This window comes from Corallococcus sp. CA049B, assembly GCF_003611685.1.
Lineage (GTDB): Bacteria > Myxococcota > Myxococcia > Myxococcales > Myxococcaceae > Corallococcus > Corallococcus coralloides.
Genome location: NZ_RAWC01000002.1, coordinates 101,360 through 112,443 on the forward strand (window position 1 = coordinate 101,360; position 11,084 = coordinate 112,443).

An 11,084-nucleotide genomic window follows, 5' to 3' on the forward strand; every position below is an offset into this window, starting at 1 on the left:
GGGCTTGGACGTCAAGTCGCGGGGCGGCGCACTACTCGCCGAGGAGGGCCGACCAGAAGCGCACCATCTTCAGCGCGTCCATCGCGCTGGCCTGCCGGTCCATCTCCGCGTGGGTGATGAGCGGCGTGGGCCGCAGGTGCACGTGCGTGTGCGGCTCCAGCGCGCGCGCCAGCAGCGTGGATTCGATGGCGGGGATGACGGAGTCATCCATCCCGTGCAGCAGGTACACCGGCGCCCGTGGCGCGGGGGAACGCTCCGGCGACAGCGACGGGTCTCCGGCGAAGTCCTTCACGAAGGGCAGCAGCCGGGGCCCCAGCGCGGCCACGTCGCGCGTGTTCACCTGGTGCAGCAGCGTGGCGGCGGGCTCCGGCAACGCGGCCTCCATCGCGCGCGCCTCCGCGAACGCGGCCTCCGCCTTTTTCGAATCCACGAGCGTCAGGTGCGACGCGTGCATGAACTTCAGGACGCCCTCGCGAAGTGACTTCACCTGCTCCGGCGGCACCAGCCGGTCCGCGACGTTCAGCAGGATGACCACCACGCCGTAGTCGTGCGGCTTGCGGTGCACCCCGTCCGCCTGCACACCCGTGCACAGGAAGGACAGCACGCGCGACAGGTCGCCGTGCCCGCCGAAGGACAGCACCGCGGCCACCTTGTCGCGCAGCGCGGGACGGCCCGCCGCGACGACGGACAGGCCTCCGGAGAAGCTGATGCCGAAGAGGTCCACCTTCCCCTCCGGCGCCAGCGCACCCGGTCCCAGCGCCCACAGGGCCGTGTCCTCGATGTCATCCGGCAGGCACGGCGTGATTTCGTAGCGCAGCAGGTCCGGCGGCTCCGGCGTGAGCACCGGATGTCCGCCCATCGCCAGGTCCTCCGCCAGACCCACCAGCCGGGGCTCGTCGATGCCCGCCGCGTGCACGCCCGACGTGAGCACGATGAGCCGTCCCCTGCGCCGGTCCGGGCGGTAGAGCCGCCCACGCATCGGCCCGTGACGCGTGGGGATGCTCAGGTCCGCGACGCTGAAGGCCCCGGTGCCATAGCTGCTGGCCAGGGCAGTGGCCGTGGTGCCGTGGATCCCCGCCGCGCGCAGCACGAAGGACAGCCCTCGCAGCTCGGGTGGCACCAGGACGAAGGCCGCGACCAGCAGGGCCGCCAGCACGGCCCCCAGCGTCCAGCGCGTCCGGTGCTTCATTGCATCAGGGTTTCGACGAAGGTGCACAGCTGGTCGCGCTCGAAGGGCTTCTCCAGCAGCTCGCGCGCGCGGCGGCCCAGGAACTCACGGGCCTGCGGGTTCACCCCACCCGTCATCAGGCCGGTGCGCGGCGCCAGCTCCGGCGCCAGCCGCTCCAGCTCCACCAGGAAGTCCATGCCGCTCATGCCCGGCATCATGAGGTCGCAGAGGATGGCGTCGAACTTCTCGCCGTGCGACAGGCGCTTCAGGGCCTCGCGCGCGTCCTGGATGACGTGCACCTCGTAGAGGTTGCGCAAGAGCCGGCTCACCGCGCTGCCCACCGCCGGCTCATCGTCGATGAGCAGCAACCGTCGCAGGTCGCGCGTCGCGCGCACCGGCTGCGAGGCATCCTCCGCCACGGCCGGGGTGGCCTGCGCGGGCCGGGCGGCTTCGGGCGGCAACGTGAGCGCCGGCAGCTCCACGCGGAAGAGGCTGCCCTGCCCCTCTTCGCTGGCCACCTCGATGTGGCCCCCCATCGCGTGCACCAGCGTGAGGCAGATGGACAGGCCCAGGCCCGTGCCGCCCTTGGGCGAGCGCGTGGTGAAGAACGGATCGAAGATGCGCTGGCGCACCGCCGCGGGCATCCCGTGTCCGTTGTCCTCCACCTCGATGAGCACGTGGCCCTCGCGGCCCGGACGCACGCGCAGCTTGAGCAGGTTCTCCTCCGGGGCCCGGTCGCCGAAGGACTGGAGCGCGTTCGTCAGCAGGCCCGTGACGACCTGCGCCAGCCGTCCCTCGTTGCCATGCACCGCGGCCACCGGCTCCAGGTCGCACGCCATGCACGCGCGGTGCTGGAGCTCGTCGCGCATCAGCTTCACCGCGTTCTCCACCGCGCGCCGCACGTCCACCGGCCCGTGCTGCTCCTCCTCCGTGCGCGAGAACGTCCGCAGGTCGCGCACGATGGAGCGCACCCGCCCCGCGCCCTCCAGCGCCTCCGCCACCACCTGCCGCAGCTCCTCCAGTTGCTCGGTCGGAACCGGAACCACGGGCTGCGCCACGCGCTCCCAGAGGTAGGCCAGGTTGGAGGTCACGTACGAGAGCGGGTTGTTGATTTCATGCGCGACGCCCGCGGCCAGCGTGCCCACGGACGTCATCCGCTCCGCCAGCCGCCGCTGCGTCTCCAGGCGGGAGCGCTCGGTGACGTCGCGCACCAGCCCCACGAGGAAGCGCTCGCCGTTGGGCAGCATGTACGCGGCCCGCTGCGTGAGCACCTCACGCGAGCGGCCCCTGGCGTCGGTGAAGGAGCCCTCGTCCTCCACGGTCTGCCCGGTGGTGAAGGCGCGCTCGTCCTGGCGCCACGACGCCTCCGCCTCGTGCCGCGGCACCTGCGCGGAAGAGACCGTGCCCCGCAGCGCTTCAGCGGGTTGATCCAGCAGGCGGCAGTAGGCGCCGTTCACCGCCACCAGCCGGTGCTCGCGGTCCTTGATGAACAGCGGCTCCGGCACCGCGTCCAGCGCGCCCTGGAACATGTCGCGGGCCCGCCGGAGCGCCTGCGCGTCCCCGTCCGCGGATCTGCGCAACAGCGCCACGAGCCTCGCCCCCCAGCGCGTGCCGGGCGGCTCCACGCACTCGTCCGCGCCCGCGGCCACCAGCGCCTCCGCCTCCTCGCCCTCGCGCTTCGTCAGCACGACCAGCCAGGTCCGGGTCTGCAACCGGCGCGCGTGCGCCCACTGGCAGCGCGCCTTCACGGCCTCCAGCGGACCGCCGTGGTCCCAGAGAACAAGGAGCCCTTCGGGCAGCGGCTCCGGCGGGGACTCCACGCGGATCACCCGACACGCGCGCCCTTCGGCCGTGGCGCAAAGGTCGCGCTCCACGTCCTGGGCCACCGGGGCTGGAACCGCCACCAGCATTGCGTGCACCGCGTCGCTCCTCGCGCCCCGCAGGATCACTCCACCCGCGTCGCCCGACCGCATTGCAGCCTTGACCGCGCCAACCCGTCAACGCGGGGCCGCGCGGACTGCCCGTAGCCCATTTCCGGGTCGGGTGGGACTCAGAATTGCAGTGAACCGCGCGCGATGACGCGGGGGCCTACCTTGCAGGAAGGTAGGAGCGAGCAACCCTCGCAGTGCCGGGGCAGCGTCTTCGCCGGGCAGGCGCCGCTCATACCGTAGTGGCACAAAGCAAAGTCGTAGCGGACGGGGTCCTCGGGGTCGAGCGCCCGCAGAGATGCGGTCACCTCCTCGGCGGTCCGCCAGGTGAGGTCCGTACGCTGCGTCAGTCCCAGGTGGAGCGCCATGCGTCCGATGTGCGTGTCCAATGGGACCAGCAGTGCGGAGGCGGGCACCTGCTTCCAGATGCCGAAGTCCACCGCGTCCGGTCCGCGCACCATCCAGCGCAGGTACAGGTTGAGGCGCTTCGCCGCGCCCGGCCCCAGCGGCGAGGGCAGCAGGTGATGCAGTCCCCGCTCCGGCCCCAGGGCCTTGCGGAGCGCGTCCATGGGCACGTCCCGCAGCGCGGCGGTGAAGGCCGCGATCGCCCCGTGCAGCGTGCCGCTCGCCTTGAAGCCCCGCACGAACAGGGCCTCCAGGCTGCCGTGCTCGCGCAGCGCGCGGCCCATGCCCAAGAGCAGCACCGCGAGGTCGGTGCCCACGTTGAAGCGGTAGACGAAGCCCGTGAGCAGCGCCTTCGCGCCCTTCACGTCCAGCGCGCGCACGAAGGCCGCGGGCGACGGCCCCATCTGCTTCAGGAGCGCGTCCACCTTCGGGCGGAAGAGGTCCGCGCGCCCGTAGGCCAGCGCAGCTGCGAGCAGCGCGCTGACCTCCACGTCGCGCGGGTCCGTGTAGCGGTGGGGGAACTCCACCGGGTCGAACCCGATGCGCGCCTTCGGGTCCGTGGAGGCCAGGAAGGCATCCAGGCGGGGGCGCAGGAGGTCGGCCGCCTGGGTGCTCAAGCCGGTGTGCGAGACACGGCGCTTCTTCATCACGCGTCCAGTCCTAACGCGTGAGCTCGCGCACCGCGTGGCCCAGCTCCGGGAGGATGAGCGTGTCCAGCGCCAGCTTCACGGCCTGCGGCGAGCCCGGCAGCGCGAAGAGGATCATCCCCTGGTACGTGCCCGCCGTGGCGCGCGACATCATCGCGGGGCTGCCGATGCGCTGGAACGACAGCATCCGGAACAGCTCGCCGAAGCCGGGCAGCTCCTTCTCGAAGAGCGCGCGCAGCGTCTCCACCGTGCAGTCACGCCGGCCAATGCCCGTGCCGCCCGTGAAGAGCACCGCGCGGGCCCCCGCCGCCTGCGCCTGCGCGAGCGCGCCCCGGATGGCCTCCGGATCATCCTTCACCACCGTGTGCCCGGCGACGGTGTGCCCCGCGGCGGCCAGTCCCTCGCGCAGGTCCTTCCCGCTGCCGTCGTGCGCTTCGTCCCGGCTGTCCGAGCACGTCACCACGTACGCGCTGACATGCACCGGCGCGCGCGACTTGTGCTCCGCCGCCACCGGAGAGCCCTCGTGCGAGTGGTCGTGCGAGTGGCCGTGGTCGTGGTCGTGCGAGTGGCCGTGGTCGTGCGAGTGGCCGTGGTCGTGCGAGTGGCCGTGGTCGTGCGAGTGGCCGTGGCCGTGGTCGTGCGAATGACCGTGGGGGTGATGACCGTGGTCATGGTCGTGATCGTGTCCGTCGTGTCCCATGTTGGACGCTCCTGAAGGAGGAAGGCTCAAACGTCGGGCAGGTCGACGACGAGCGTTCCGTCCTCGACCGTGAGCTGCACCGTCGGCTGGTCATCACAGACGCCGGGCGAAGTCGCGTTCTTCCCCGAGTCCATGTCGAAGCCGACCTCATGGCACGGGCACACGACCATGTTGTCCTCGAGGCGTCCGCCCGACAGCAGACATCCGGCGTGGTTGCACCAGTCATCGAGGCCCTTGTAGCGGCCGTGGATCTTCGCGATGCAGACGTTGCGCTTGCCGATTTCGTAACCCCGCATCTCCCTCTCGGCGAAGTCCGCGGGGCCCAGCTTGATCTTCGTCATTGCGTTCCTTTTCCCACAACCCGTCCGGGCCTGCACCCCCGTTCCCCCGGCATTAATTTCCCGACCGTGACTTCCGACGTGACACCCTCCACCGCCGTGCTCACCGACAAGGCGGCCGTTGCCCAGCTCCTTAGGGACATGTCCCTCCTGCTCCAGCTCCAGGGGCAGAGCGGCTTCCGCGTCCGCGCCTACGACATCGCCGCGGACCGCATCGCGAACCTGCCGCAGGACCTGGGCGCCATCGTCACCGAGGGCCGCCTGCAGGAGCTCCAGGGCATCGGCCCGGGGCTCGCCGAGAAGCTCACCGAGCTGGTGACGACCGGCCACATGACGGCGTTCGAGGAGCTGAAGGCCCAGTTCCCCGCCGGCCTGCTGGAGCTGATGAAGCTGCCGGACGTGGGCCCGAAGAAGGTGGCCGCCCTGTGGAGCGAGCTCCAGGTGGGCAGCGTCGAGGACCTGGAGCGCGCCTGCAAGGACGGCCGCGTGCGGGAGCTCAAGGGCTTTGGCGCCAAGAGCGAGGCGAAGCTCCTGGACGGCATCGCCGTGTACCGGCGCGCTCGCGGCGAACGGAAGCTCCTGGGTGACGCGCTCCCCATCGCGGAGGGCCTGCTGGAGCTGATCCGCCAGGCCCCGGGCGTGGTGCGCGCGAGCCTGGGCGGCAGCGTGCGCCGTCGCGCGGAGACCGTGTCCGACGTGGACCTCATCGCGTCCGCGAAGGAGGCGGGGCCGGTGCTGGACGCGCTCGCGAACGCGCCGGGCGTGGCCACGGTGATTGGCAAGGGCGACAGCAAGTGCTCCGTGCGCATGGTGCAGGGCGACCTCCAGGTGGACCTGCGCGTGCTGCCGGACGAGGACTTCGCCACCGCGCTGCACCACTTCACCGGCTCCAAGGCGCACCACATCCGGCTGCGCAACCTGGGCCACGAGAAGGGCCTCAAGATTTCGGAGTGGGGCGTGCACCGCGAGGACGGCACCAAGGTCCCCGTCCCCGACGAGGCGGCGCTGTACCGGCTGCTGGGCATGCAGGAGGTGCCGCCGGAGCTGCGCGAGGACAACGGCGAGGTGGAGGCCGCCAGGGCCGGGAAGCTGCCGGAGGACCTGGTGACGCTGGAGGACGTGCAGGGCGCGGTGCACGCGCACAGCACCTGGTCCGACGGCCGCAACACGCTGGAGGAGATGGCGCGCGCGGCCCAGGCGCTGGGGCTCAAGTACCTCACCATCACCGAGCACAGCGAGGCGGCCATCCACGCGGGCGGCCTCAAGGTGGACGACCTCAAGCGGCAGTGGGAGGAGATCGACCGCGTGAACGCGGCGGTGCCCGGCATGCGGCTGCTCAAGGGCATCGAGGTGGACATCCTGGAGTCGGGCGCGCTGGACTACGCGGACAGCGTGCTGGAGCAGCTGGAGGTCGTCATCGCGTCCATCCACGTGCGCCACTCCATGGACGAGGACCAGATGACGCGCCGGGTGCTGGCCGCGCTGGACAACCCGCACCTGCACATCCTGGGACACCCCACCGGGCGCCTCATCCAGAGCCGCGAGCCGTACGCGCTGCGCATGGAGGAGGTGCTGGAGCGCGCCCGGGAGCGCGGCGTCGCCGTGGAGATCAACGGCAAGCCGGCGCGGCTGGACATCAAGTCCGAGTACGTGCGGCAGGCCGTGGGGCGCGGGGTGAAGCTGGTGGTGAGCTGCGACGCACACCGCCAGGAGGATTTGAAGAACCTGGCCTTCGCCGTGGCCACGGCCCGCCGGGGCTGGGCGCGCAAGCAGGACATCCTCAACACCCGGTCCGCGGAGAGCTTCCTCGCCGCCCTGCGGGAGCGCTGATAGGCTTGCGGGCGCGAAGATGTTCCGCCCGCTCCTCCTCGTCCCCGCCCTCCTCTGGCTCCTCCTGGCCCTGCCCTCGCGGGCCGGCGCGGAGGCCCGTCCGTCGCGCGCCGACCTCCAGCGCGTGCTGGACCTGCACGCCCGCTCGTCCGTGCGCGTGCGCGGTCCCCAGAACGCGGGCCCCGGCATCATCGTGGGCGCGGACGGCCAGGTGCTCACCGCCGTGTGCCACGTGGGCCCCGACTCCGCCCAGGTGGTGCACGCGGGCAATGCGCTGACGGCGCGCGTAGTGCTCTCCAGCGCGTCGCTCCAGGTCGCGGTGGTGGCGGGCCCCCAGGGCACCTGGCCCGCGGTGCCGGTGCGGCTGGTGCCGGAGGGGCTCGCGGGCCACTGGGTGGTGGGCGTCATGCCCGCGCGCAAGAAGGGCCAGCGGGACACGCCCAGGGCCGCGGTGGCGAAGGCCGCCCCCGCGCCGTTCTTCGACGTGGCCCTCACGCTCGCGCCGGGCAGCCCGCTGTATGACGGGGACGGGCGGCTGGTGGGCGTCGTCGTCGAGCGCCGGGGCCGCGGCGCCCGCGCCCTGCCCCTGTCCGCGGTGAAGGCGGAGCTCGCCTCGGCGGACGCGCCATGAGCCGGCCTTCGGGGCCACCGTTCAAGCTGAGCGCGGTGCAGGAGGCCATGGGCCTCTGGGCGCTGGGCTTCCTGGGCATCATCGTGGCGTTCCTCATCGCCGGGGGCACGAGCGTGCCCAAGCTGGTGGCCACGGTGGGCTTCCTCTACCTGCCGCTCATCCCCATGCGCTGGCGCGACGAGGACTACCGCGACTACGGCCTCACCCTGCGCGCGTGGAAGCAGGACCTGCGGCTGTTCCTGGTGATGTGCGCCATCGTGGGGCCGCTGTTCTTCGCGGGCTTCGCCGCGTTCGTGCAGGTGGTGCCGCACCTGCCGCCCGAGCTCGCGCGCCACCTGACGCCCATCATCGGCGAAGGGCACTTCCAGCCGCGCCTGCCCCCGCGCTTCGGCGAGTGGGTGATTGATCAGCTCTTCGTCGTGGCCCTGCCGGAGGAGTTCTTCTACCGGGGCTACCTCCAGGCCCGCCTGCGAGACGCCTGGCCCCAGGGGCGCGTGGTGCTGGGCGCCCGGCTGGGGCGCGCCTTCTGGGTGACGGCGCTGCTCTTCGCGCTGGGCCACCTGGCCATCTTCCAGACGTGGCGGCTGGCGGTGTTCTTCCCCGCCCTCCTCTTCGGCTGGATGCGCGAGCGCACCGGCACCCTCGTCGGCTGCTCGCTCTTCCACGCCGCCTGCAACCTCTACGTGCGCTTCCTGGAGGTCTCCTTCTTCGGCGGTCCGTAGCGGACGCTTCAGCCCGGCGGCAGGTGCTGGACCTGGAGGTCCGCGCCCACCGTCAGCGTCGTGCCCTGCGCAAGCTCCACCCAGCCCTGCGTGCGCGTCACGTGGCTGGCCACCACCACCGTGCGGCGGCGGCGGTGCGCGCCCACCTCCGGATGCGTCTCCGGCGTCGAGGGAGTCACGCCGCAGTGGGCGCACTCCGCGCTGCCCTCCAGGCGCGTGTAGTACAGCGGGGCCTCGCCTCGGCGGGTGGCGGCCAGCACGGCGCCATTGGTGGCCACCATGTTGAGCGGGGGCATGCGCCGCTGCCCGGCCTTCACGAACGCGGCCTCCACCTCGCGCACCGTGTCGCGCAGCACGCGGCCGGCGGCGGTTGCCTCCAGGCGCGGATCATCCGTGCGGCCCAGCTCCCGCAGGCGCGTGAGGAACAGGGCGAAGAGGACCTCGCTGTCGGTGGGGCCTCGCACCAGCCGCTGGAGGTGCTCCGGCACGCGCGACAGCAGCGGGGCGCGCAGGGGCTCGAAGTCCGGCAGCGGGCCCTGGTGGGCGAACAGCCAGTGGCGGGCCCGGAACGGCTGGGTGTTGTCCTCGGGCGACAGGCCGAGCGGCAGCCGGTTCGCGTGGAAGAGCACCGCCTCCGATTCGTGCGGAGGCCCCAGGTCGTCCAGCGTGAGCTCCCGGTCCGGCGCCAGGCGGCGCAGGAGGACCTCCTCCTGGGCATAGGAGCCCACCCCCAGGGCATTGGCGCGCGCGTCCGGGCGGAGGACGACCTGCCCGCCCAGCCGGTGCAGCTCGCACCGGAGGAGGTTGGGGTCCGACGACAGGGCAGCAAGGATGGCGGACATGGTGATTCCCCCCTTCTCTCCTAGGGATAAGGTCCATGGGACCCCGGTTCAGCGCCGCGAACCCGCTCCCCTGCTCTGGCGCTAAGCCCTTGAAATGGCTGGCGTTTGATCAGCCATTGAATTGACACCCCGGAGCGTGGAGCCTAACCTCCGGGCGCTTCCCGACGGCCCTCTCCCCCGAGGGATCGGGGTGCAGGTCTTCACCGGAGACGGAATGGCGGACGACATCGCAATCGGCATCGACCTGGGCACGTCGTACTCATGCGTGTCGGTCGTCCATGAAGGCCAGCCCACGGTCATCCCCAACGAGTGGGGCGAGACGACGCATGCCTCGTGCGTGTCCTTCCTGGAGGAAGGGTCCGTGCTGGTGGGCAACGCGGCGAAGAAGAACATCATCACCAGCCCCGAGAACACGGTGTACTCGGCCAAGCGGCTCATCGGCCGCTACTACTTCTCCGACGAGGTGAAGAAGGCGCAGGCGGTGATGCCCTACCGCATCGTCGAGGGCGACAACAACTCGGTGCGCATCGGCGTGCGGGAGCGCAGCTATTCGCTGCCGGAGATCTCCGCGCTGGTGCTCAAGGAGATGAAGGCCGTCGCGGAGACGTACCTGGGCCGCGAGGTCCACAAGGCGGTCATCACCGTCCCCGCGTACTTCAACGACAACCAGCGCCAGGCGACGAAGGACGCGGGCCGCATCGCGGGGCTGGAGGTGCTGCGCATCCTCAACGAGCCCACCGCGGCGGCGCTGGCGTACGGCTTCGGCCGGGACGTCAACCAGCGCGTCGTCGTCTACGACCTGGGCGGCGGCACGTTCGACGTGTCCATCCTGGAGATCGGCAAGGACGTCTTCGAGGTGCTGGCCACGGCCGGTGACACGTACCTGGGCGGCGACGACTTCGACGACCGCATCATGACGTGGATGGCGGACGACTTCCTCAGCCGCACGCGGTTGGATTTGCGGCAGAACAAGTACTGCCTGCAGATGCTGAAGGACGCGGCGGAGAAGGCGAAGATCGACGTGGGCCAGAACGGCACCGCGGACATCCTCTGCCAGGGCATCTGCCAGGACGCCAACGGCAACGTGCTGGACCTGCGCAACACGCTCAACCAGGACCAGTTCAACCGGATGGTGATGGACCTGGTGCAGCGCACGTTCAAGGTCTGCGACGAGGCCCTTCAGAGCGCGCGGCTGACGGCGGCGGACATCGACGCGGTCATCCTGGTGGGCGGGCCCACGCGGCTGCCCATCATCCGCAACTCGGTGAAGCACTACTTCCAGAAGGAGCCGCTGGAGGGCATCAACCCGGATCAGGTCGTGGCCATGGGCGCCGCGCTCCAGTCGCACGCGCTGCTGGACAGCAAGACGGAGACGTTCCTGGTGGACGTCACGCCGCTGACGCTGCGGATTGGGACCGTGGGTGGGTACACGGAGAAGATCATCGACAAGAACACGCCGGTGCCCATCGACCGGTCGAAGACCTTCACCACCAGCCGTGACGGGCAGGAGAAGGTGAAGATCCGCGTGTACCAGGGTGAGTCCAACCGCGCCGAGGAGTGCGAGATGCTGGGCGAGTTCGAGTTCTCGGGCTTCCGCATCGGGTATCGCGGCGAGGTGAAGATCGAAGTGACGTTCGAGATCAACACGGACGGTCTGGTGAACGTGTCCGCGTGCGACGTGGAGACGGGCCAGAAGACGTCCACGACGATCACGTTGTCGTCCGGCATGACGGAGGCGGACATCCAGCAGTCGATCCAGTCGAACCGCAACACGCGGCTCGCCGGCCACAACAGCAGCGACCTGCCCGCCGTGGCCAGCTAGGCACCGTCGATGTCCGAGCCTTCCGATCCGAACTCTGGCGCGCCGCCAGGG

10 protein-coding genes are annotated in these 11,084 nt (G+C 71.1%); 4 read left to right on the plus strand and 6 right to left on the minus strand.

Going from position 1 to position 11,084, the window contains the following annotated elements; genetic code table 11:
* Window positions 1–31: 31 nt before the first annotated feature.
* The 5 genes from D7W82_RS00955 to D7W82_RS00975 form a co-directional block, all read right to left on the minus strand.
* Window positions 32–1,189 carry a hypothetical protein gene (locus D7W82_RS00955; RefSeq protein WP_120616496.1) on the minus strand — a complete coding sequence of 386 codons (1,158 nt, stop codon included), beginning with the start codon at window positions 1,187–1,189 and terminating at the stop codon, window positions 32–34.
* Entirely contained in the window at window positions 1,186–3,141 is a 1,956-nt protein-coding gene (locus D7W82_RS00960) for an ATP-binding protein (RefSeq protein ID WP_120616497.1), read from the minus strand. The genes D7W82_RS00955 and D7W82_RS00960 overlap by 4 nt, the downstream gene beginning before the upstream one ends.
* 77 nt (window positions 3,142–3,218) lie before the next feature.
* Entirely contained in the window at window positions 3,219–4,148 is a 930-nt protein-coding gene (locus tag D7W82_RS00965; protein ID WP_199727655.1) for a TIGR02757 family protein, read from the minus strand.
* Between the two features lie 13 nt (window positions 4,149–4,161).
* Window positions 4,162–4,629, minus strand: coding sequence for a molybdenum cofactor biosynthesis protein B (locus D7W82_RS00970; protein ID WP_199727656.1), 468 nt, complete (start codon window positions 4,627–4,629; stop codon window positions 4,162–4,164).
* 245 nt (window positions 4,630–4,874) lie between these two features.
* Window positions 4,875–5,189 (minus strand): Rieske 2Fe-2S domain-containing protein, encoded by a 315-nt coding sequence (locus D7W82_RS00975; RefSeq protein WP_014398081.1) that lies wholly within the window; start codon window positions 5,187–5,189, stop codon window positions 4,875–4,877.
* Window positions 5,190–5,255: 66 nt separating this feature from the next.
* Between D7W82_RS00975 and polX the strand changes: the two genes are divergently transcribed.
* Genes polX through mrtX form a run of 3 tightly spaced genes read left to right on the plus strand, consistent with a single transcriptional unit; the run spans window position 5,256 to window position 8,369 of the window.
* Entirely contained in the window at window positions 5,256–7,016 is a 1,761-nt protein-coding gene (gene polX, locus D7W82_RS00980) for a DNA polymerase/3'-5' exonuclease PolX (RefSeq protein WP_120616499.1), read from the plus strand.
* A gap of 19 nt (window positions 7,017–7,035) precedes the next feature.
* Entirely contained in the window at window positions 7,036–7,647 is a 612-nt protein-coding gene (locus D7W82_RS00985) for a serine protease (protein WP_120616500.1), read from the plus strand.
* Complete coding sequence (gene mrtX / locus D7W82_RS00990) at window positions 7,644–8,369, plus strand: myxosortase MrtX (protein ID WP_120616501.1); 726 nt, start codon at window positions 7,644–7,646, stop codon at window positions 8,367–8,369. Before D7W82_RS00985 ends, mrtX begins: the two co-directional genes overlap by 4 nt.
* Before the next feature lie 8 nt (window positions 8,370–8,377).
* Here the strand turns inward: mrtX and D7W82_RS00995 are convergent, their stop codons facing one another.
* The gene (locus tag D7W82_RS00995) at window positions 8,378–9,211 is read right to left on the minus strand and encodes a class II glutamine amidotransferase (RefSeq protein WP_120616502.1); all 834 of its coding nucleotides are present in this window, start codon (window positions 9,209–9,211) and stop codon (window positions 8,378–8,380) included.
* A 214-nt stretch (window positions 9,212–9,425) separates the two neighbouring features.
* Between D7W82_RS00995 and dnaK the strand changes: the two genes are divergently transcribed.
* Window positions 9,426–11,033 carry a molecular chaperone DnaK gene (gene dnaK / locus D7W82_RS01000; protein WP_120616503.1) on the plus strand — a complete coding sequence of 536 codons (1,608 nt, stop codon included), beginning with the start codon at window positions 9,426–9,428 and terminating at the stop codon, window positions 11,031–11,033.
* Window positions 11,034–11,084: the final 51 nt, after the last annotated feature.

What these genes read in the sequence shown, in the direction of transcription:
- D7W82_RS00955 (WP_120616496.1), bottom strand. Translation starts at nt 1,189, where the DNA reads ATGAAGCACCGGACGCGCTGGACGCTGGGGGCCGTGCTGGCGGCCCTG.
- D7W82_RS00960 (WP_120616497.1), bottom strand. Translation starts at nt 3,141, where the DNA reads ATGCGGTCGGGCGACGCGGGTGGAGTGATCCTGCGGGGCGCGAGGAGC.
- D7W82_RS00965 (WP_199727655.1), bottom strand. Translation starts at nt 4,148, where the DNA reads ATGAAGAAGCGCCGTGTCTCGCACACCGGCTTGAGCACCCAGGCGGCC.
- D7W82_RS00975 (WP_014398081.1), bottom strand. Translation starts at nt 5,189, where the DNA reads ATGACGAAGATCAAGCTGGGCCCCGCGGACTTCGCCGAGAGGGAGATG.
- D7W82_RS00985 (WP_120616500.1), top strand. Translation starts at nt 7,036, where the DNA reads ATGTTCCGCCCGCTCCTCCTCGTCCCCGCCCTCCTCTGGCTCCTCCTG.
- mrtX (WP_120616501.1), top strand. Translation starts at nt 7,644, where the DNA reads ATGAGCCGGCCTTCGGGGCCACCGTTCAAGCTGAGCGCGGTGCAGGAG.
- D7W82_RS00995 (WP_120616502.1), bottom strand. Translation starts at nt 9,211, where the DNA reads ATGTCCGCCATCCTTGCTGCCCTGTCGTCGGACCCCAACCTCCTCCGG.
- dnaK (WP_120616503.1), top strand. Translation starts at nt 9,426, where the DNA reads ATGGCGGACGACATCGCAATCGGCATCGACCTGGGCACGTCGTACTCA.